The following is a 21750-nucleotide window of genomic DNA, read 5'->3' as shown; positions in this document are numbered from 1 at the left end:
CACGATGTTCAACTCAGCTAACGAAACCCACTTCAGCCTCAAGGTCGAAGACTACGTCGGCGACCTGCAAGTGCTGTCGTTCACCGGCACCGAAGGCATCAGCCAGCCGTTTCGTTTCGACCTCGAACTGGTCAGCGAAAACCCCGATCTGGACCTCGAACAACTGCTGCACAAGCAGGCGTTCCTGGCGTTCGATCCACAGGGCTCGGGCATTCACGGGCAGATCTACCGCGTCGCCCAGGGCGATGCCGGCAAGCGCCTGACCCGCTACAAAGTCTCGATCGTGCCGCAACTGCAATACCTGCATCACCGCACCAACCAGCGTATCTACCAGCAGATGTCGGCGCCGAAAATCATCGCGCTGATCCTCGAAGAGCACGGCATCAAGAGCAACGCCTACAGCTTCCAGCTCAGCCAGCCGTGCCCGGATCGCGACTACTGCGTGCAATATGACGAAACCGACCTGCATTTCGTCCAGCGTCTGTGCGAAGAAGAGGGCATTCACTACCACTTCCAGCACAGCGAAAAGGCCCACCTGCTGGTGTTCGGCGACGACCAGACCGTGTTCCAGAACTTGGGGCAGCCAACTGCTTATGTGCAGGGCAGCGGTATGGTCGCCGACGAGCCGGTAATCAAAGCCTTCAAACTGCGTCTGGAAACCCGCACCACGCGCACCACGCGCCGCGACTACGACTTCGAAAAACCGCGCCTGCGAATGGAAGCCGCGTACAAACCCGACGGCGACAGCACCGAGCCGGATCTCGAAGATTACGACTACCCCGGCCGCTTCATCGACCGCGCGCGCGGCAAGTTCCTCAGCCAGCGCGCCCTCGAACGCCACCGCGCCGACTACCGCCAGGCCGAAGGTCGTGGCGATCAGACCAGACTGGTCAGCGGTCACTTCATGGAAATGTCCGACCACCCGCGCAGCGAGTGGAACGACCTCTGGCTGCTCACCGAAATCTTCCACGAGGGCAAACAACCGCAAGTCCTCGAAGAAGGCGTGACCAGCGACACCACCGACAACAAAGACGACTTCCACCAGGGCTACCGCAACACCTTCCTCGCCACCCCGTGGGACGTGTTCTACCGCCCGGCCCTCGAACACCCGAAACCCCGCGTGCTCGGCAGCCAGACCGCCATGGTCACCGGCCCCAAAGGCGAAGAAATCCACTGCGATCAATACGGCCGCATCAAAGTGCAATTCCACTGGGACCGCGAAGGCCTCGCCGACGACAAAACCAGCTGCTGGCTACGCGTCTCCAGCTCCTGGGCCGGCGACCGCTACGGCGCCATCAGCATTCCACGCATCGGCATGGAAGTCCTCGTCACCTTCCTCGAAGGCGACCCCGACCAACCGCTGGTGACCGGCTGCCTGTACCACAAGGAAAACCCGGTGCCGTACGCCTTGCCGGCGAACAAGACTCGCAGCGTGTTCAAAACGCTTAGCTCGCCGGGTGGCGGTGGGTACAACGAACTGCGCATCGAAGACAAGAAAGGTGCGGAGCAGATCTACATTCATGCGCAGCGTGACTGGGATGAAAACGTTGAGCACGATCAGAAGATTCGGGTCGGTAATGAACGTCACGACACGGTGGTGAAGAACACCTACACCGAGCTGAAGGCTGAAGAACACCGCACCACTATCAGCGACCGCAAGATTGAAGCGAAGCTGGATGATCACCTCACGGTTGGGCAGAACCAGCATGTGAAGCTGGGGACTGCGCAACTGACCAGCGTGGGGAAAGAGATTCACCTCAAGGCTGGGGACAAGATCGTTATTGAGGCGGGGACAGAGCTGACCATTCTTGGGGGTGGGAGCTTTATCAAGCTTGATGGCGGTGGGGTGACTGTGGTTGGGCCGGTGATCAAGATCAATGCGGGTGGTTCGGCGGGATCGGGGACTGGGATTGGGATTAAGCCTCCGGTGCTGCCGGGGGCGGCGGATAAGGATAAGGCGGGGAGTTTGATGGATCAGGCGTTGGCGAATGCGGTGCCTGAGAAGGTTAAGCCGAAGGCTTTTTTTGTGTTTTCCGAATGATGAGTGTCGTGATGACAACAAACGGGTACGTAAGGCAGATGAAGTGGTTTTCGATTGTTTTGTTGTGCTGGGGGATGACTTCGGAGGCCTTTGCTTCTTCGTCCAGCACCGCCCAATGTCCAAGCGGCAATTTTGCTGATTTCGTAAAAGTTTTTGCATCTGAGCCAGAGACACAGAAAGGGTTTATTGCGTCTCCTCTGAAGCATGTTCACGTGATAGCTGATGGGAAAATACCAAAGGTTGTCGAACGGAGCTTGGGCTCGATTTCCTCCGATGAGTTGAAGATGCTGCTTCCGGGAAATGCTGCCAAGTTGGGTCTCACTATTGAAACCAAGATGCCTGACAGAGTGGTCGTGCGTGATGAGGCGGGCCATTTTTTAAAGATTTTCGTCTTCAAACATGGTGATTGCTGGACTCTGAGTCGAGTGGAGGATTGGGCAATCGATGCGGTCATGGAAAAGATCACTCAGTCTGAGAAACTAACGCCCGGTGAGGTAGAACTCAAAAAAGGCGTCATATTTGACAGACTGGTCAATAAAACGTCTGCCGAATCAGGAATCTATTTATACGCCGCGGCATTGGATAGCTATTTAGATGGTGCCCGGAAGGGTTCGGCGCAAGCAGCATTTGCTGCTGCGGGAATCAGCCTTTCTGGGCAGGCGCCACGCTTGGAGAATTCCAGAATCGTGGCGTTATTGATTCAAGCTTCAGAGCAAGTGCCGGATGCCGGCTTGACTCTCGCAGATTTTTATTGCGATGAAGGTGAATACGACGAAAGTCACGGTTGTATTAATCCCAGAGAATCAATAGCGACATTGGAGCGTGCCGCCCGCCTAGGTTCGACTAACGCACTGATTCGATTAGGTGAAGTGTATGAAGCGGGAGCCCTCGTAGCGGCTGACTTGCCACGCGCGATGGCGTGTTACCGGAAGATCCAGAAAACCGATCCTAACACGGCTACCGCGTTGGTTGAGCGCTTGGCAGCCCGAGGCGTCGTCAGCGATAACTCTATTCAATGTTTTGAAGCAGGAAGCTTTTGATGAGCACAGGACTACTTGAGCAAAGGCAGCAATATCGCACTGGTTATGAGTACGGCCCTTTCAAGGGCGAGACAGACCATGATGAAGATGGCAAGAAGGAAATCGACTGCTCCGGGCTTCTGTATCGAATGCTTAAGGATGCGGGATATACGATTCCTTACCTCACAACATCTGGGTTAAATGCCGACACTACTTTTTTTGATGTAATCCCGCTTGCGGAAGTACAGCCTGGCGATATTGCGCTGTGGATAAACTTTCATGGACACACGGGGGTTATCGAAGACATCTCCGGGTCGCCTGTTCGAGATAGGGGGAATTTCTTCGGTTCACAGTCTTCAAGCGGACCGAAATCTGCCAAATATGGGGCGGGTAGTGGTTACTGGCCAATGCCTGAAAAGTTTTTACGCCCGAAGCCCCAATTCAGAGGTGCTCAACCAGCCCCCGCACCTACTCCTGCGCCGGCCCCTGCACCGGCAGGCCCAGCTCCGCTGATGAGCTTCGAATATCCATTCAGAAAAGCTGACGGTAAGCAGTTTTCTGATGCGGATGAGATTTACAAGGCTCTCGAAAACGAGAGTGCCGGGCATTATTTGCTTGGCAGCAACAAGTTCTGGCACGGTGGCATTCACATCAGTAATGCCAGCGCTCCCCAATGCATTTTGAATGAACCGATTCGCTGCATGGCCGACGGCGAGGTCGTGGCATATCGTCTCAATGAAGATTATTTGGAGTCGACCTTTGGGGAGAACGAGAAAAAACTGAAGTATTCGAATTCTTTTTGTCTTGTACGCCATGAGTACAAGTCCGAGCCTAATCCTGAAGATGGGCCAAACAAGGGCAAGCAAAATAAGCTGATTTTTTTCAGCCTTTATATGCATTTGCTACCTTATAAGCGTTATCCGTTGTCGGAGGAGGAAACGCCCAAGCCTAAGGTGACAATGCAGGTTGACGACTTTAAGGCCTACGATAGTTTTCCCGAAGCATCCGGCTGGCCCTCTCCAGGAAAGTTGGCCAGCGGGACCAAGCTTGAAGTGTTGGAGGAAAAAGCCGCAGGGGATATTACCTATGCGAAGGGTAAGATTCTTTCCGGATGCGTCAAGAACAACGCACAAAAAGTACGCTTGTCAGGCAGTGTTGTCTGGTTTGCATATCTGAAAAATAGTGAGCCATTTAAGAATTCGCAGCAAAAGCGTATATGGCGTGCCGACCTGATTCCTGAGCGGAATAAACCAAAATATTGGCAAGGAAAGGTAAAAGGTACTGCTATCAAAAAGCTGGATCTTTATCAGGAACCGGCTTCGCCGCAGAATGGACAGCCCGCAGGTCCCCGAAAAGGAACAATGCAACTTAATCCGGGAAGCGTCGTTGAGTTTGAAAGTAAAGATGTATTGAACCTGACGGTGTCGGGACTCACCCGACGAATGGCGAAATGCACGAAAATCAGTGGCGACCTTGCGGGCGCGGGTGAGGTGACAACAAGTTTTTGGGCATTCGTGGAGAATGAATTTGTTGCTTGGGATGTCATTCCAACAAGTTTTGATTCCGTCGAGCTCACGGGTACAGGTATCAAGGCTGGCGATCCGATTGGCTATCTTGGGCTAACGGAAAATTTGTCTGGAGAGGACGGTAGTGTTTCAAGCAAGCATCAGGTTCATATCGAGTTTTTCACAGCAGAAACCCATGTAACGGACTTTTTGAAGAATAGCGCGGGGTTGAAAGTCGGGAAACAATATCTTCACTTGTTAGCAGGAACAAATCTGAAAAGAAATGCGCCAGCGACAGATTTGACTCCGCTCAAGAAAGCACATGCCGTTGATCTGAACAACGCCCGCGCCATCAAAGAAGGCGCTGAGGATTATTATCAGGTTTCCATTATCGAGGACGGCTTGCCCTTAGCTGGGCTGGTAAATAAAAAAGAAATTGAAATCATCACGCAGCACGACTGGGGAAAACTTGGCTTCGTTATTGTTGAGGAAGCAAACGCAACGGCAGACGGATTCCTTGATCCGGAAAGCATGCCGCAGTTCTTCAAAGAGCTATTCCTGAAGATGGATACCAATGACGATAAGGAAGTTGACCCTGCAGAGCTTGCCGTTGCATTGAAAACTGCAGATACAAGAGCGAAATGGGCCAAGCTGATCGCCCGTCACCCTACGGAATGGAAAGAAGGAGCAGATGCTGCCAAATGGAGTCGACTTGGTCTTATTTTAGAAGACACTCCGAAAACCTTGAAACACGAAAAAGAACGAATCACGAAGTATGTGTTTTGGGAGGATCTGAAAGACAAGGCCGCCATGAGTACGGACTTGGTTTGGCATTTTCATCCTATTGAAATGCTGAGTAACTTCATGAGTCGCTCCGAATTTATAGATGTCGAGCGGTTTGTAGCCATGTATGCTGAGCAACATGCTTCGTTTCAGGCTGATGCGCCTCCGTTTTCTGCTGCGTCCAAGTCTAATTTGCGCAAGATCGCAGAGAATATTAATAAATATTTAAACAAAACCAAAGAAGTTTATACAGTCTATGAATTGTCATATATGTTCGCGACGGCTCGTCACGAGGCTTACCAATTTATGATTGCTGAGTATTTTAGCGCTGCGCCGGAGTATGGGCCGGTTTCCTATTTTGATAAATATGACCCTGTGCTTGCAGATACCGCAACACGCAGACAAACTGCGATCGGCAACGGTAATACGGTACAAGGGGACGGTTTTAAATATAGGGGTCGTGGTCTCGTTCATTTGACTTGGAAGAAGAACTATCAAAAGGCGAAAGATTATTTCGGGATTGATTTTGTCGAACATCCCGATGAGGCTGCTGGGTTTGAAAACTCCGTGCCTATCATGATATGGGGCATGAAAGAAGGTATATTTACTGGGAAAAAACTTGGCGATTATGTAAATAATAGTGCTAAGGACTATGAAGGGGCGCGGAAGGTAATCAATGGTTCCGACCAAAAAGCGTTGATCGCTAGTTATGCTGTGAAATTCGAAGCGATACTAAAGGCCACGTCAATTGCGCCGGAGACCAAATAAATATGAATATTAAGTTGCCTGTAGGTTTAGCTGTCGTAACTTTCGTGCTAGCAGGTTCCGCAGTCGCCGAGCCGCATGACGTGTATTCAGCCGATGTTGACGCCCAGTCTCTGACCGTTACTTGGTCAGGTGGTAGCAAAACAATAGAAGGCGTAGTCGGGAGTCAAGGCGAAACAACTAGGGAACTGGTTGAATTTAATGGAGGTAAGGCCCTCCATTACGAAAATCTCGCCTCGCGTGCTCCTTTTGAAGCCTATTTTACGTTAACTAGGCATGGCGCGGATGTTCTGATAGATTGCGTTTATACAAATATTCGGAACGAGCAGAATGGAGTTCTAATAAACAAAGCCGTTTGCGGCTTGGATCGCCCATTAGCTGAAGAATATGAGGAAGCAGTTTCTGAATTTTCGGATCAGTGGAAAAACTTGACTAGCAAGGTGGTTATAGCGCCTTTGTTGGCAACGCCCCCGGTATTGATAGAGGTTGAAGACTCGGCTTTCGGTGGGGTGAAGTTATCCAGAACCTATCATTCTCCCAATGACCTAAAGTTCTCGCGTCCCGAAAGCGTGGTAAAGAAAGACAAAGTCAGCCATTCCTTTGGTAATGGCTACGTATTTTCCGTTTACGCGCCTGGGGATTTAACTAGTCCGCTCTATATCGATGTGTCTTCTGGAAAGCTTGACAGTGCATTCGTTAGGTATGATCGGGCTGCTTTAAATAAGCTGTTCTGATCAACTCTTCTGGCCTCAAAGAAAGGACAGATCTGTTTGGTGTGCAATGCGATTTCTGTCTAGATTGCGAAGGCAAACAGATCTGTTCCGTTTACTCACTGGCTTAAATCATGGCAGTGGCACTTACAAACTAAGACCGGTTTTTCGTTACCAAGCCAAAGTCGGCATGTTTGAGAGTTACAACCGGACTGCGGCGATGGCTTCGTTAACCTGCGCGTCGACAAAAAACGTAAAGCGTTGCTCAGCACCTACTGGGGAACATACCCAAGCAATGCATCACCCGAATCACCAAACGCAAAGCCTGAATGACTCAAGGATGAACACAGTGAAACGTTTTGTTTTAACCCTGCTGGCCGTATTGCTGCCGGCTTCAGCTGCCTACGCGCAGGACGACTGCAGCCAGGTCACCTCAAGCCTGGAAATGGTGCCCTGCTCGGAGGCGGCGAAGAAGGCTGCCGATAAGCAGTTGAATGTCAGCTACAAGCAACTGATGACGCGACTTGAGTCTGACTATCGAGCGGATCCGGCATTGGGCGCGGAGTACGCCGCGAAGGTCAAAGAGTCGCAACGTGCGTGGTTGAAGTTGCGCGATGCGAACTGCCCTTTGGAGGCATTCGAAATCGAGACGGGGATGCCAGCGCATGTGTTTGCCGTTAACTCGTGTATCGCCAGAATGAGTCGCGAGCGCTCGGCATATCTGGACAAGATCGTCCCTGCTCTTGCATCCGACAAGAGCACTTCGACGGCACCCACCAGAGACGCTTGCCCCTCGGAGGAGTTCGCGCCTTTCCTGACAGCATTTTCCGCCAACAGCGAATCACAGCGCCGCCTGACTGCGATGACGGTCAAGTCGCTCGTGTTGAAGCCGGTAGCGGGGAAGGAACGTAGCACCTTTGAGCCTTCCACCTCGGGTGTCAGTGGAGCTACTTTTACCTACCCGCTGATGGCCGCAATCACACCCGGCAAAACGCCGGGAGTCGAGATCGAAGAGGTCGACGACAGTCACGTCAACGTTGTGGACAAACGGGCGGGCAACAGCAATATCAAGATTTTCAACTTCTCTCGTCAGGCGTTCTGGGTGCTTGAGGGGATTGAGGATTGGTCGATCAATGAGAAGGATCTTGTCTCAACAGATAACCCGGGAATGAGCCGCGCCGAGAACTTCTGTTATCAGCGTGCCGAAGCGCTAGGTGGGCTGGGGTTTCTTGAGCAATACCCGCTGACTGTGGAGTTGATTGAAGCGTCGCTGGAAAATTTTGTGTGTGCTGCAGAATCGGGTGATGCACAGGCGAGCCTGTCGGCGGCAAGCCTAAGTCTTTCGCAAATGGCGTCTCAGTTGGAAACCCCGAAGGTTGAGGCTTTGTTCAAAGCGGCTTCGAAAATACCAAAGGGTGCGATGGGCTATGCGACGTTTCTTTGTTCAGGAAACTCCACCGACTATAACGGCCCTTGCCTTCACCCCAAGCAGGCAGAAGAGCAGGTTATTCGGGCGATTACCATGGGCTCCACGGACGCGATGAATTACCTGGCCTCTACCTTTGAGGGTGGGGAGTTAGGAACGAAGGATATATCGCGGGCGTTAGCCTGTTATCAAATGGCGGCTGACAAAGGTGACCAGTTGGGCGTCTTCAACGTGGGGCGATTGGGATCGTCAGCCACGGCGCCGATCAAAGTCAGCCACTGCATTTGAGTTTCGAGGGGCTGTTTGAGGCGGTTTTGCACAAGTTTTGTCTGAATCCCCTACGCTAAAACGTTTAACGCTTGAGCATCTGACGACCCCGATTTTCCTTTAAACTCCCCACCCCCAAGGAACGCGCTCAGGACACGGAATGCCAGCCTCTTCTTCCTCGCTTCGCCCAGCGTTGGTGCTTTGGCTATATGCCGCTGCGATCACGCATATCCTCGCCGGTCTCACCCTGACCTGGGCCGGTGACTCCGGCTTGCTCGATGGCTACCTGCAAGTCCTCGAACTGTCGTTCTGGGGCGCCGACGCAGTACCCGCCGCCGGCCACGAACAACAAGTCTGGTGGCTCGCGCTGTTCGGCGCGACGCTGCAAAGTTATTCGTTGTACATGCTCGCGTTGGTGCACTTGGGCAATCGCTTGAAAGCCCCGGCAATCTGGGGCTGGTTGAGCGCCGGCATCCTGTTATGGGCGCCGCAGGATATGTGGCTCTCGGCGCAACAACAGGTCTGGTCGCACGTGTGGCTTGATGGATTTGCGTTGCTGGTGTTGTTGCCGCCGCTATTTTGGCTCTATCGACATGACTGTCGGAAAGGTAATTGCGAGACCGAATCGAGCGACCCGAGCCATGGCTGATGTATCACTGACAGGGCTCATAAAACCTCGCTACCTACGCAGCCTACTGTTTGGTTTTGCACTGACGCAGGTTAGTCATGCCATCGCCGCTAATAGCGTGTTGGTCGGTAATGCTTCCGATCAATCGCAGGCCGCTCAGGGGCCAGTTACCGCTTTGGTGGTTATGACACCCTGCCGGTTTTCGATGACGCTTACGCAAGATCAATGGTTGCAGTTCAATTCGCCTGATCTGATATTCGTTGCGGCAAAACAACTTCCCGACACATTGAACGCGCCGCACTTGTGGCAGGCGCAAAGCTCAAACAGCGCTGAGTGGAATTTCGAAAAGTCAGCGGGTCTGAGCGAGCCATGGTTTGGTGTTATGTGTGAAAGCGCGGGAAGTTTTTCCGCCCTCACTAGTCAGAAGTTGCCGTCCGATGGCGCGATTGAGCTGCAGCTGTTGCGTGAAGCCAACGACCGCAAGTGTCCGGCGACTCTGACTGATCACGGCTGGGGGCCAACGTTGTTGGCGGGCGATCCGCAAACCTACACGTTTGAGTCGCTGAACGGGGCGAAGTCGTCAGGATTCATCATCGGTTATCACGATGAGAGTCAACCTCTGTTCAGTCGCATCACCTTCTGCCTTTTGCATAACGAACAGGTACTGATTGGGTCCGCGGCGTCGGGCTCATCCGCCCCGTTGTCGATAAGCGCTGAAGGATTTGAAGAAATCAAAACAGCAGTGCGGAGCATCGCCTTCGAGTGAGGATGTTGACGATGCATTGCATAGATGGAGCTACAGCGTGAAAGGATTTTCAGTTCTTCTCGGCAGCTTGATATTGGCTGCCGCGTCCATGGCATTCGCTGCCGATCCAGCCTTCAAGGATTACACCGTCACGCCCGTTTTCACCGGCCCCAACCATAAGCTGGTGCCGCAAGAAAACAGCAGCTCAATGATGGATCAGGCACGGATGCAAGCCCTGAAAGGCAAGGTCAACTTCGCCGGCCATTACATCCTGCACAGGCTCGGTTGTGGCGGTAGCGCCATTTGCGGCGAAGTGCTGGACGTTCAGACCGGTGAAGTGGTTGGCGGTCTGCCGAATGCTTACGACGGCAGCACGTTCGGCATGGTTTACCAGCCCGATAGTCGCTTGATCATCGTGTCCGGCATCACGCTCGACGGCGAAGAAGATGCCCAAGGGAATGCGTTGGAAAGTGGTAACCGGGATCGTTACTACGAGTTTGTGAACAATGAGTTTCGGCTGCTAAGCATGACCGATGTGGAATCGTCGCCGATGGATGAGGAATGAGTGGATGAACCGTCTTCTCGCGGGCAGCCTTTCGCTACTGCTCTCTCTGCCAGCCTTCGCCGCGCCTTCGGACGCCTTTACTCAGCGCGATGTCATGCAGTGTGGCGGTGTTGAAGTGGTGTTGGTTTCGTCCTGTCGATCCGTGACAGTGGATGATGCGGAAACCCACGTCATCCCGGTCTGCTCCGACCAGACCATCAACATCGGTAGCAAGGTGCTTCGACGCGATATCAGCAAAGTTTCACAGCTCACTTCCGACGGTGCGAAGACGAAGATGTTGAGCAATGTTGTTGTGGCGATGGATTGCGTGGAAGGCACCAAGGGCAGCCTTGTTTCGATAGGCGGATATGGCGGTTGTAGTGCCTGCGCGGAGTGGCATGGGTATTACTCGACAGCAGGGCGATTGGAGCAATACAGCTTCGATAGTAACCAACGCTCTTTTGGCTCGAAGGGATCTCGGGAAGAGCTGATCAAGGCCTATGGCGTTACGAAGAGGCAGCTAATGTCAGAAAGCCCGGCGGTGACGAGGATCGTCTATGGTCAGCCTTAAGTGGGTAGTGATGATCAGCTGCCTTTTTGCCGCCACAAGCGCTCTTGCCGAGGACCCGCCCATAGTCGGTATCGACGGACACACCGTGACGTTTCGAGCGACAAAATGGACGATGCCCGGTGTGAATTCCGCGACCGCATGGTTCACCGCCAACGGCAAAACCTTCCCGCTCTTCAGTGCCGATGTTGGCGCCGATGGACACCCGGACTGGCTCAGCCCTGACAAGAAAACCTTGTTGCTCGACCCGGTGGTCTTCGGCATGTTGTCGGATGAGAATCAAGAAGAAAAACTCGTGTCGCAACAGCATTGCGATGTGATCTCCATGGAAACCGGTTGCGTGCTGGCCGAGCGTTCCCCTCGTTTTTGTCTCGGCAAATGGGTGGGTAATCAGTGGTTTTCGGAAGATGGCGAAGTCCTTACGCCTATCCTGGAAACGGAGTCCCCGAAGGAGTGGTTGAAATATATTTCGACCATCAAAGCTGCGCAGTCCCGCGCTGATACCATCGAATCGAGCCTGACTTTTTTGAGTCCAGAGTCCTACATGGCGTGCCATCCCCCGGCGCAAAATGTTCAGGCGTACAACGACCTGGGTTTTTATCTGGCCGAGGGCGGTAGAGATGAGCTGGCGCTGAAGTTTTATCGCGGCGTTGAGGCCGTTGGTAAACGCACAGTGCTGATGCTGAACATGGCTGATTCGCTGTGGCGACTTGATCGGCAAGAAGAAGCGCAGCGTTATTACCGCGAGTACCGCGACGCGATGAGTGCCGACGGCAAGGCGCAGAAAATTCCGCAAAGAGTGATTGAGCGAACTGCACATCAGGGAATGAAAAATTGAACAGGATTGTCCGTTTTATCGCATTGCCTCTTGGAACGCTGTGCGCATCAATCGCGCATGCCGAGGACACCTGCAAAGTCATCAACGTGAGCTGGCAATACGATGAGTGCTTGGAGGCCGACCGTAAGAATGCCGACGCACGACTCAATGCCAGCTACAAAAAACTGATGTCGCGTTTTGAGTCCAGCCCCGAACCGGAACTGACCAAGACAAATATGGCCGCTGCCAAAGAGTCGCAACGTGCCTGGATCAAATTGCGTGACACCACCTGCCCCCTTGAAACCACGGCTGTCGCACCCGGTTCGCAGGCTTATTCCCAAGTACTCAATAAGTGCATCACCAGAATGAGTCTGGAGCGTGCCGCCTACCTGGATGCGATTGCGCCTGATGGCCCGAGTGATGTGGTCGATGTGGCCAAGGTTTCTGCATCGGCCTCGCAACGTTTCGGCGATGTGGTAGCTCGCTACGTCACTACGTTTGGCAACCCTTGCCTCAATGTCCAGCTTCTCGCGCCCGAAGGCAATTGGCGAGTGCTGGCGTCCAAGCGGTTCTGCAGCTTCGAGGGCAAGTCGTTTTGGGATGGCTATGCCAGTGCGGTGTTTGAGGATCATGCGTTCGCTACTGATGGTTTACACCTGACGCTCAGCTTGTTCGAGCTTCGTGGGGAAAGAGAGAAGCGGCTCGCTTGTGTGATACTGATCCAGAATGAGCAAATCAAAGAGCTGAAGTGCGGCGCACCTGAGTCATCGTAAAACCCTCAGCCTAAACATTTGAAGATTGATTAACAGGGAAGTGAGTGGAATTGGCCAGGCTCTTAAGTTGTATGAGTGCGTTCGGATTCATGGTTGCCTTGTTGGCTCGGCAGGCAATAGCGAGTGACCCACAAACCATCGGTGAGCTGCATCCGCCTGTGATTGCATCGCTCGGTGATCAAAAGATCACAGTGTTCTTTTTGAAGAACAACCTCAAAGGTCAGGTAAAGGAAGGACATGTTCCTTATGCTGAGATCTTCTACACCTCAATGAACGCCGTGAAGCCTTCGCTGAATTATGTGTGGAAGGTCGAAGGTGAGCAGATCGCCTCGGTGTTCTTCTTCGAGCGCAAATTCCCGGAGCAAGCGGGGAAGTCCATGTTTGTTCTGACAAAACAAAAAGTCTCGCACAGTCAATTCGAAGGTGATTCCTATTCGGTGCTGGAATTGCCTTTGGTGAAGGACAGCGATCAGTTGGCCTTGCGGTTTTTTAGTGGCGACCCACCAGATCCCGAGCTTGAGAACTGCCTCGACGGTCTAAATCTGGCGGATGATGTAAAGGTCGAATGTGCTTACAAGGATGCGACCAGCATTAAAAAGCGCTTGGCAGACTTGGATGCAAAGATAATTGCGGATTCAAAACTGCATCAGAACATCGGCCAGAATCCACTCAAAGTCGAGGTTGATACGTCCAATGTTGCTTGCCCTTCGACCGACTTTTCAGCGTTCCTCTCAGCTTTCTCCGAACGCGCAGATGTGCAAAAAGCCTTCGTACAACAACCGCTGAGAATGGCCACGACCGTGGCCGGCGATCCTGAGCCTGAGATGGAAAAACGCAGTCTCAGCGGCGATCAACTTAAGTTTCCTGTCATTCCGGATCAAGCAAAGCGAGAGGCCCAGGGCCTGACGTTGACCGTCAAGGAACAGCGGGGTGACAAGGCGATCGCGATCCTGCAGAAGCCAGATACCGACTATGTTTTCGAATATCGGTTTGTTCGTGGGCAGTGTTGGCGGCTGGAAGAAGTGGCGGATTATTCGCTTTAGAAACGCTGGCGTTCATAGGCATAAGCGCATTCAACAGAACGGGTTCAGAGGGATTTGTGAAGAAGTTATTTTTAGTGCTGTTGTTGGTGTTGCCGTTGACGGCCCACAGTGAAGTTTCTACACAGGTAAGGTGCTTCCATTCGTTGGAAGGCAAAAACATCAATTTTGAGTTCAAAACCTCTTACGACGTGGCCGCTAAATGGAGCGGCGCAAGTGTCAGGTACAGCAAGTCGAAGAAAGCCATTACTTTGGTTCATCACCGAACCGAAGAGTACGTCATGACGGAGAGCGGGCCGTACGAATTCACGACGACTTGGGTGGAAGTTTCAGACGGTGCGGTGACGGGGCAGTATGTCATCGCAACGCAAGGCGCTCGGGTGAACTCGATGCGCTACACGAATTACAAATCCGGCAAACAGTATTCGTTCGACGAAGACTTTAGCATTGAGGCCTCTCCAGAGACGGGTTGTCAGTGGGGATGAACTCTTAAAGAAAGGGGGCTCAACGCCCCCTCTTTCTCATCCGCGGATCTCGCTAAAACTTGGCAGCCAGGTTCCGCACTTCAATGTGATCAAGCGTCCCTTCCACCATCAATCTCACCCCGTCCGCCATTCTACTCAATGCCAGTGCCACCGAGCGGCGTGAGCCATCTATGTCGTCCGCAAGGTCCGCAGCGATGACGCTGATGGACAGCAGATCTTCCGAGGCGTTGGCCAGGAGGGCTTCGGCATCGATGTCCGGGTTCAGGCTGAACAGGCCTTCGCGGCGTGGGGCCGGTGGATGGCCGGGGTTGCCCAAATGGTGATCAAGGGTGCGTTTGGCGGCTTCATGTAATTTTCCTGAATCGAAGGATTCGTAGGGGGAGGTGTCCTCGGTGTTGGCAGTTGAATTGGTCATCGGTGTAAATCCCTTGGAGTAAGAAGAAATTGCTCCCGAATTCGGACTTGCACATCCGGTCACCGAATAGCCGATGACGCAGGAAGCCTATCGGTGGTCTTCAAGCCCGCCTAGTTCACGGACAGCCCCGCACTTTGCAGGAAACTTCCCATGGATTCGCGGGGCGGAAGATCAAAAGATCGCAGGCTTCGCCAACTCCTACAGGTATGTGTTTCAACAGGTGTAGGAAAGGTGAGTGGTGAGACGCGGAGCGTCTCGGGATGCATTCCCACGCGGAGCGGGGGAACGATCAGTGGGCGAGCGCTTAATCGTGACTTGGCAGTCATCGTGCGGGAAATGGTCTGCATCCTCTTCCAACAGCTTCAGATACTGGCGTTATCGTTCGAATCCCTTACACTGCCCCGGCCGTTCATTTTCCTTTTGAGGCTGTGCGCATGAAATTTCGTTTTCTTCTGTGGATGATGGGTTTGTTGATGGGTAAGGCCAGCCGGACAAATCCTGCGTTCCAGCAGCAGTTGGGTGACAAGGATCTGGTGTTTCAGCTGCAGACGCTGGACGGGAAAGTGGCGCGGCATTTCGTGGTCAAGGATCAGCGCATCACCAGCAAATCTGGCGTGGTGGCGGAGCCGGCGTTTGCGATTGCGTTTAAAGATGCCGGTTATGGCTTTGCCACGATGCAGGCAAAGAACAAGCAGTTGGCATTTATGCAGGGAATTCAGGACAAGTCGATCCAGCTCAAGGGCAATCCGGCGCTGGTGATGTGGTTTCAGGGGTTGATGAAGTATTTGAAGCCGAGGAAGGCAAAGGCCAAGGCTTGAGATTCTCTTGGTTGGCTCAAAGCGAGGCGCATCAACAAATCGTGCGCTCGTTGGCTCGAAAAGTCGCTGTTCAGGTCTGTGAAGACAGTCGAACTGTCATTTCTATCAGGTGCTTCGCGCATCCCTACGATGCTCTACTCAAGCTCCGGTCCCGCAAGGACGCAACGCACTTGATGGAGCAAGAACATGACTCAGGCTCAAGTCTTAACCACCCCAGGTACCCCTGATCCATCTTTCGCCCTGAATGGTTTATTGAAGTTGCCGATACCGGGCATCGCGAGCCATGAGGCTGCGGCCGTTTTGGCACTCCCCGACAGGAAGTTGCTGGTCGCCCTTCCTCAGGAAGGAAATGATGCGCCGCTTGCCATCGCACGATTGAACGAAGACGGGACGCTCGACAAGTCCTTCGGCAGTCATGAGACAGGTTTCGTCGAGATATCTTTAAAGGACGCGAGCATCAGCGCCGTGTTTGGGCTCGATGCGTTGCAGGACGGCGGCTGGCTGGTGCGTGTTCAGTACTTCACACAGAAGGCCGTCGACGCTGGCCAAGCAATGATCCGCTTGAAAGGCAACGGTGAGCTGGACGATTCGTTCGGCGATAACGGTGTGAGTTTATTTTCTTTCTACAAGATCCCAAGCTCCACGCCTGCGTCGTCGGCAGGGGCGAAGTCAAGCCAAAAGTCCCCCGCTACAAATGCCTTTACCGGCTCTCCAGTTCAGCAGGCCGATGGCAAAATCGTCCTGCTCCATTTCCTGCTGATCGATGAGCCATGGCCATCGCCCGTCGTGATGCGTCTTTTGGCGAACGGCTCGCTCGATCAATCATTTAACGGCGCGGGCTACGTCTCGGTGGATGTCGGTGCCACCTCGAGCACCGCCGGCGCTATCGCTGTTCAAGCCGATGGCAAGGTGCTGGTTTGCGGATCCTTTCAGAATGGTGAGACAGGCTCCGGAGTTTTTCTGGCACGTTTGGACGCAGCGGGGAAGCTGGATAAGGATTTCAACAATGGCCAGGCGAAGCTGATTTTCAACGAGGATGGCGAGCGCTCTCTGAAAGCCATTTCGGTGCGGGGAAGTGATGGCCGGATCGTTGCGGTCGGTGATGCCTGGCAAGAAAACGTCCACGGCGGGTTAGTGGTTGTGCTGACCGCCAGTGGAGCGGCCAATCTTGTATTCAATAATGGCCAGCCTCTGTTTTCCCCGTTACTGCCAGACGGGTTGACGTGGTGGCATACATCACAGCTCGACGGCTCGATCATTGTCGTTGGTGCCGGGGATTCAGCGGTAATGACCGCGCGCTTTCTTGCTGAAGGCAAACTGGACACGGCCTTCAACGGTATTGGCTATACGCTCTTCGATGACGTCGCGGGGCCAGTGTTTCCTCGGGATCTGGCAATCATGGAGGACGGCCGGATAGTGGTGTCCATGACCCACACCAGCCTTTCTGATCCTTCACGGGTGGATGGCTGGATCGCTCGCTATCTCAGCGCAAACCTGACGGGTGGCACGCTTGATTTTGATCCGTCTTTTGGTGACAGCGGCATCGTCAGATTCCCCCTTGGAGGACTGTCTGAGTTTGACGTAAGAGCGCTGCTGGCGCTGCCCGACAACAAGTTGCTGGTGGCTGTCCGTCGACGCAAGGATGGCCTGGAAACGCTGATCGCCCGGCTTCTGGAGAACGGCCAACTGGACCTTGAGTTTGGTGAAGAAAGGACCGGATTCGTCGAAATCTCACTCAAGGACGGTCTATATATGCACTCGATGCTCGAGTTGACGCCGTTCCCGGATGGCGGTTGGCTCGTTCGTGCCGAGTATCAGAATAATGGGCCTGTTGTTTCTGCCGGGCTGGTTGTCGTGAAACAAGACAAAGATGGGCGGCTGGATCAGGACTTTGCTGAACAGGGTGTGCGTTACCTTCCTTATGCGCAGATGGGCAGCGCGGGCCCTACCGGCGACGCTGTTTTGCAGCTGGGCGACAAAATCCTGCTGGTCAGCTCCGTCGAAGACGGCACTGGCCGTTTGAGTGGCATCGTCATGCGGCTCAATCCGGATGGTTTCAACGACATCACATTCAATGGTGCGGGGTTCGCGTTTGTCGAACTCGCTGGCATTGCACACCAGCACAGTTCTGCGCAGGTGGTCGCGCATCAACCTGACGGCGGTGTAGTGGTTGGTGGCAGCTACAGCGGACCATCTCCGGGCGCGTACGTCATTCGATTCGACGCTAACGGCAAGATCGACAGGTCATTCGGCGAGAGCGGTAACGGCGTCGTGATCATCTCTGGAGAGGATGATATCCACCTGTCCGCCATTTCAATTGTGGATGGCAAAATTGTTCTTGCAGGGTCTGCCGTAAGGGACGGTGCCATGCGTGGAGTGATTGCGGTCCTCACGTCCAAAGGCTCCTACAATCTCGTATTCAATAACGGTAAACCGTTGTTCTCCGACTTCGTCCCGCAAGGCTTGAGGTGGTTGCACTGTGTGGCGCGACTTGACGGCTCAATCGTCGTCAGCGGCGATACCGGGATCGGAGTCACTGACGATGATCCGAGTGCGATTACGGCGAAGTTTTTGGCAGACGGAACACCAGACCTGTCATTCAACGGCACAGGGTTCAGTATTTTCGACGAGGACGGCGTCCTGGAAGCTCTTCATGACATGGCGGTTTTGACGGACGGCCGAATTGTAGTGGGAGGGTATTTCATTGGAAGCTTCCCGAACCCGCAGGGCTGGGTGATTCGGTACCGAGGTTGATTACGCCAATCAACAGTTGGCCGCAACACACCCGCTCCTGGGGATCGCATCGATCTCGTGGGAGCGGGCTTGCCCGCGAGCTTTTCAGCCCTGGCTGAATTGTGAAGCCAGTTCACGCAGCAGCACTTCAGCCTCAAGCACTTTGCTGACGACATCGTTGGCTTTGTCACGACTCAAACCAACGCGTTCGAGCAACGCATCCGGAATATCTTCATCCGGTCCGGAGCCAATCCCGCGACTGCGCAGCAGGCGTACGGCCAGGCAGACGAGGTTCGGGTATTCGGCGTAGGCGCCGTCGTAGCTTGGGTCGTGCTGGAAGCGCAAAGCGGTGGCCAGCTCATCCGGCATGTCCCAGTAGCGCATCAGCCACGAGCCGATCTGTTCGCGGCTGATACCGAGCAGGTGTTGCTCGATGTAGCTGTGGCACAGGTGCGGGTTGACCTCCAGGTGGCGGCAGATCAGCGAGAAGTGCGGCGGAAACACGTGGGCCAGCAGCAGGTAACCGAAGTTATGCAGCAGACCGGCCAGATACGTCAGGCCGGCTTCCGGGCGCTGGGCGCGCGGCATGGCGCGGGTCAGGCCTTCGATGACGGCGGCGGTGTAGATCGACTGCTGCCAGTACGGCGTGGTGTGTTGCGGATGGTCTTTCGGCAGGCTCAGGGTCTTGCCGAGGGCCAGGCCCAGCGCGAGGTTGATCACCAGATCGAAGCCCAGCACGCGGACGATCGCGTCTTCCACCGAACGAATCTTGCCCGGCGAGGCGTAATACGGCGACGCCGCCCAGCTCACCACTTGCGCGGCCAACGCCGGGTCGGTTTCGACCACGCCAGTGATGTCGTCGATGGTGGCGTTGGGATCGACGCGCAGCTTGATGATTTTTTGTGCAGTCTCGGCCAGCGGCGGAATCTCGATGGTCGCTTCCAGACGCTGTTGAATGCGCCGCGCAGTGAACGCCTGCACGGCCTGGGTGATTTCCTCGCGGTCATCGTCCGGGCGGTCGAGGTTGGGGCGAATGCTGCTCAGGGCTTCGCCGAAGTTGGCGGCGCTGGCTTTGGTCAGCATCGATTTGAAGTCTTCGCTGCTGATTTCCAGCAGCAGGCCCGGCTCGCCGGAGTTGATCAGCAGCTTCGGCTCGCGCAGCAGGCTTTCTTCGTAGAGGCACGGCGAACTGGTCAGCGCCGGCAGGCCCGGCAGCAGGCTGAGATTGTGTTTGCCGAGCATCTTCTCCAGGCGCTCGGTGGACACGGCTGTGAGGCGGCGACCAGTGAGTTCGGCGAGGCGATTGAGATCCAGCAACTGGCTCTGTGGAAACAGCACCATCAACGCGCCCACGGCGTCGTCCAGCAGTACGGCCTGCACTTTGCGCGAGGCATTGAGGCCGTGGTGGTCGAGCACTTCTTCGTAGGCAACGCCCAGCTTGTTGAGCAGCAGCCGAATAACAGACGGAGCTTGCGGAGATTCGGGGACGAGAGCAGCTTCGGTCATGGTCTGTATCCGTTTTTGAAACAATGGCAGGAGTATAACCAGCTCTGTAGGAACGATCCTGCACAAACTGCGACGGTGCTCACACTTGGCCGTATTGCTGCCCATGCCGCAGCCAACGGTCAAGCAATGGGCTGACGTGCGTCGGCCAGCGCTCCAGCAAAGCCTGGGCAGCATCGCGTACGGCGGGCAATAAGTCGGCGTCGCGCATCAGGTCGGCGACTTTGAATTGCAGCAGGCCGGTCTGGCGGGTGCCGAGCATTTCCCCGGGGCCGCGCAGTTCGAGGTCTTTTTCGGCGATGACGAAACCGTCGTTGGTCTCGCGCATGATGCCCAGGCGCTGACGACCGATCTGCGACAGCGGCGGATGGTAGAGCAGCACGCAATGGCTGGCGGCGCTGCCCCGGCCAACGCGGCCGCGCAACTGGTGCAGTTGCGCGAGGCCGAGGCGCTCGGGGTTTTCAATGATCATCAGGCTGGCGTTGGGCACGTCGACGCCGACTTCGATCACGGTGGTGGCGACCAGCAGTTGCAGGTTGCCGGCCTTGAACTCGGCCATCACTGCGGCTTTCTCGGCCGGCTTCATGCGCCCGTGAATCAGCCCGACTTTCAATTCGCCGAGGGCGGCGGTGAGGTCCTCGAACGTGGTTTCGGCGGCCTGGCAAGTCAGCTCTTCGGATTCTTCAATCAGCGTGCACACCCAATAGGCCTGCCGCCCTTCGGCACAAGCACTACGCACCCGTTCGATGACTTCGACGCGGCGGGTGTCGGTGACCAGCACGGTGTTGACCGGGGTTCGGCCGGGCGGCAATTCATCGAGGATCGAGGTGTCGAGGTCGGCGTAGGCACTCATCGCCAATGTGCGTGGAATCGGCGTGGCGGTCATGATCAGTTGGTGCGGGCACATGCGCCCGCCGACGCCTTTCTGCCGCAGCGCCAAACGCTGCTGCACGCCGAAGCGGTGCTGTTCGTCGATGATCACCAGAGCGAGGTTCTTGAACTGCACTTCGTCCTGAAACAGCGCGTGGGTGCCGACCACCATTGGCGTGCCGCTGGCAATCTGTTCCAGCGCGGCGACGCGATTCTTGCCCTTGAGCTTGCCGGCCAGCCACGCGACTTCAATGCCCAGCGGTTCGAGCCAGCGCTTGAAGGTGATGAAGTGCTGTTCGGCGAGGATCTCGGTCGGTGCCATCAGCGCGACCTGATAACCGGCCTCCAGCGCCTGCAACGCGGCGAGGGCGGCAACCACGGTTTTACCCGCGCCGACGTCGCCCTGAATCAGGCGCAACATCGGTTCGTGCTGGCTGAGGTCGTAGGCAATTTCATTGCCGACGCGCTGCTGAGCACCGGTTGGGCTGAAGCCGAGGTTCTTCAGGTATTTCGGCGGCAGCCTGGTGGCTTTCGGCATCGCTGGCGCGCGCAGCGAGCGCATGCTTTCGCGCAGACGCTGCTGCGACAGTTGATGGGTGAGCAGTTCTTCGAAAGCCAGGCGATGCTGCGCCCAGTGATGGCCGAGGGCGAGCTCATCGACATCGGCATCGGCGGGTGGGTTGTGCAGATAGCGGATCGCATCGGCCAGCGGCGCCAGTTGATAGTCGCGGGCGAGTTCGGTCGGCAGCCAGTCGGGCAGGGTGCTCGGCTTGAGCAGCGTCAGGGTCTGCATGCACAACTGGCGCAGGCGCTGTTGGGTCAGGCCTTCGGTGAGCGGGTAGACCGGGGTCAGGGTTTCATCGACTGGCGGCGGTTCATCGCCGGTGATCGCGCGGTATTCCGGATGATAGATTTCCAGGCCTGAGGCGCCGGGCCGGGCTTCACCGTAGCAGCGAACCCGCGTGCCACGCTTGAGGCCTTCTTTCTGCGCATTGCTGAAATGGTAGAAGCGCAGGCTCAGCCCGCCGGTGCCGTCCTGCAAGCGCACGACCAGGCTGCGGCGGCGACCCATGACTACATCGGCGCCGCTGACGGTGCCTTCAACCACGGCGTCCTGTCCCGGTCGCAGCGCACCGATCGGCACCACGCGGGTGCGATCCTGATAACGCAGCGGCAGGTGGAACAGCACGTCCTGCAGATTCTCCAGGCCGACCTTTGCCAGTTTCTCGGCCATGGCCTCGCCGACACCCTTGAGTGCCGTCACCGACACTTGCGACAGCTCCGTCATGACGCTC

At 55.2% G+C, this 21750-nt stretch carries 18 protein-coding genes; 15 read left to right on the top strand and 3 right to left on the bottom strand.

The window, feature by feature from the left end:
• The first annotated feature begins 4 nt into the window (after positions 1-4).
• From AAEZ10_RS06020 to AAEZ10_RS05960, 13 genes are all read left to right on the top strand, one after another.
• Positions 5-2041 (top strand): type VI secretion system Vgr family protein, encoded by a 2037-nt coding sequence (locus tag AAEZ10_RS06020; protein WP_243241284.1) that lies wholly within the window; start codon positions 5-7, stop codon positions 2039-2041.
• A 38-nt stretch (positions 2042-2079) separates the two neighbouring features.
• Positions 2080-3081, top strand: a complete 1002-nt coding sequence (locus AAEZ10_RS06015; protein ID WP_130928413.1) for an SEL1-like repeat protein — start codon at positions 2080-2082, stop codon at positions 3079-3081.
• Positions 3081-6116 carry a hypothetical protein gene (locus AAEZ10_RS06010; protein ID WP_350568395.1) on the top strand — a complete coding sequence of 1012 codons (3036 nt, stop codon included), beginning with the start codon at positions 3081-3083 and terminating at the stop codon, positions 6114-6116. Before AAEZ10_RS06015 ends, AAEZ10_RS06010 begins: the two co-directional genes overlap by 1 nt.
• 2 nt (positions 6117-6118) lie before the next feature.
• A complete protein-coding gene (locus AAEZ10_RS06005; RefSeq protein WP_350568392.1) occupies positions 6119-6847 on the top strand; it encodes a hypothetical protein in 729 nt (242 codons plus the stop codon).
• Between the two features lie 325 nt (positions 6848-7172).
• Positions 7173-8537: a lysozyme inhibitor LprI family protein gene (locus AAEZ10_RS06000; RefSeq protein WP_350568389.1), complete on the top strand. Its 1365-nt coding sequence runs from the start codon at positions 7173-7175 to the stop codon at positions 8535-8537.
• 139 nt (positions 8538-8676) lie between these two features.
• Positions 8677-9165, top strand: coding sequence for a cell division protein (locus AAEZ10_RS05995; protein WP_122748281.1), 489 nt, complete (start codon positions 8677-8679; stop codon positions 9163-9165).
• A complete protein-coding gene (locus AAEZ10_RS05990) occupies positions 9158-9910 on the top strand; it encodes a hypothetical protein (protein ID WP_350568386.1) in 753 nt (250 codons plus the stop codon). The genes AAEZ10_RS05995 and AAEZ10_RS05990 overlap by 8 nt, the downstream gene beginning before the upstream one ends.
• A gap of 88 nt (positions 9911-9998) precedes the next feature.
• Positions 9999-10454 carry a hypothetical protein gene (locus AAEZ10_RS05985; RefSeq protein WP_130928473.1) on the top strand — a complete coding sequence of 152 codons (456 nt, stop codon included), beginning with the start codon at positions 9999-10001 and terminating at the stop codon, positions 10452-10454.
• 4 nt (positions 10455-10458) lie between these two features.
• A complete protein-coding gene (locus AAEZ10_RS05980; RefSeq protein ID WP_130928418.1) occupies positions 10459-11004 on the top strand; it encodes a hypothetical protein in 546 nt (181 codons plus the stop codon).
• Positions 10991-11839 (top strand): tetratricopeptide repeat protein, encoded by an 849-nt coding sequence (locus tag AAEZ10_RS05975; RefSeq protein ID WP_130928419.1) that lies wholly within the window; start codon positions 10991-10993, stop codon positions 11837-11839. The genes AAEZ10_RS05980 and AAEZ10_RS05975 overlap by 14 nt, the downstream gene beginning before the upstream one ends.
• Complete coding sequence (locus AAEZ10_RS05970) at positions 11836-12591, top strand: lysozyme inhibitor LprI family protein (protein WP_130928420.1); 756 nt, start codon at positions 11836-11838, stop codon at positions 12589-12591. The genes AAEZ10_RS05975 and AAEZ10_RS05970 overlap by 4 nt, the downstream gene beginning before the upstream one ends.
• Before the next feature lie 71 nt (positions 12592-12662).
• Positions 12663-13634: a hypothetical protein gene (locus AAEZ10_RS05965; RefSeq protein ID WP_241150639.1), complete on the top strand. Its 972-nt coding sequence runs from the start codon at positions 12663-12665 to the stop codon at positions 13632-13634.
• A gap of 56 nt (positions 13635-13690) precedes the next feature.
• Positions 13691-14116 carry a hypothetical protein gene (locus AAEZ10_RS05960; protein WP_350568381.1) on the top strand — a complete coding sequence of 142 codons (426 nt, stop codon included), beginning with the start codon at positions 13691-13693 and terminating at the stop codon, positions 14114-14116.
• A 52-nt stretch (positions 14117-14168) separates the two neighbouring features.
• Here AAEZ10_RS05960 and AAEZ10_RS05955 read toward each other — a convergent pair whose 3' ends face one another.
• Positions 14169-14531 (bottom strand): DUF6124 family protein, encoded by a 363-nt coding sequence (locus AAEZ10_RS05955; protein WP_122748286.1) that lies wholly within the window; start codon positions 14529-14531, stop codon positions 14169-14171.
• A gap of 434 nt (positions 14532-14965) precedes the next feature.
• On the opposite strand from AAEZ10_RS05955, the gene AAEZ10_RS05950 reads away from it, so the two are divergent.
• Both AAEZ10_RS05950 and AAEZ10_RS05945 read left to right on the top strand, forming a co-directional pair.
• Positions 14966-15349 carry a hypothetical protein gene (locus AAEZ10_RS05950; RefSeq protein ID WP_007920327.1) on the top strand — a complete coding sequence of 128 codons (384 nt, stop codon included), beginning with the start codon at positions 14966-14968 and terminating at the stop codon, positions 15347-15349.
• A gap of 186 nt (positions 15350-15535) precedes the next feature.
• Positions 15536-18103 (top strand): hypothetical protein, encoded by a 2568-nt coding sequence (locus AAEZ10_RS05945; RefSeq protein ID WP_130928421.1) that lies wholly within the window; start codon positions 15536-15538, stop codon positions 18101-18103.
• A gap of 84 nt (positions 18104-18187) precedes the next feature.
• Here AAEZ10_RS05945 and AAEZ10_RS05940 read toward each other — a convergent pair whose 3' ends face one another.
• Positions 18188-19588: an aminoacyl-tRNA deacylase and HDOD domain-containing protein gene (locus tag AAEZ10_RS05940; protein ID WP_073470910.1), complete on the bottom strand. Its 1401-nt coding sequence runs from the start codon at positions 19586-19588 to the stop codon at positions 18188-18190.
• 79 nt (positions 19589-19667) lie between these two features.
• On the bottom strand, positions 19668-21743 hold the full coding sequence (gene recG / locus AAEZ10_RS05935) for an ATP-dependent DNA helicase RecG (RefSeq protein ID WP_016772532.1): 2076 nt from the start codon (positions 21741-21743) through the stop codon (positions 19668-19670).
• Positions 21744-21750 lie beyond the last annotated feature (7 nt).

Origin of the sequence: Pseudomonas sp. H26/SER47-MNA-CIBAN-0231 (genome assembly GCF_040310465.1) — a bacterium.
GTDB lineage: Bacteria > Pseudomonadota > Gammaproteobacteria > Pseudomonadales > Pseudomonadaceae > Aquipseudomonas > Aquipseudomonas atacamensis.
The sequence above is the reverse complement of the archived record's forward strand: the minus strand, read 5'-3'. Positions and strand labels throughout refer to the sequence as shown.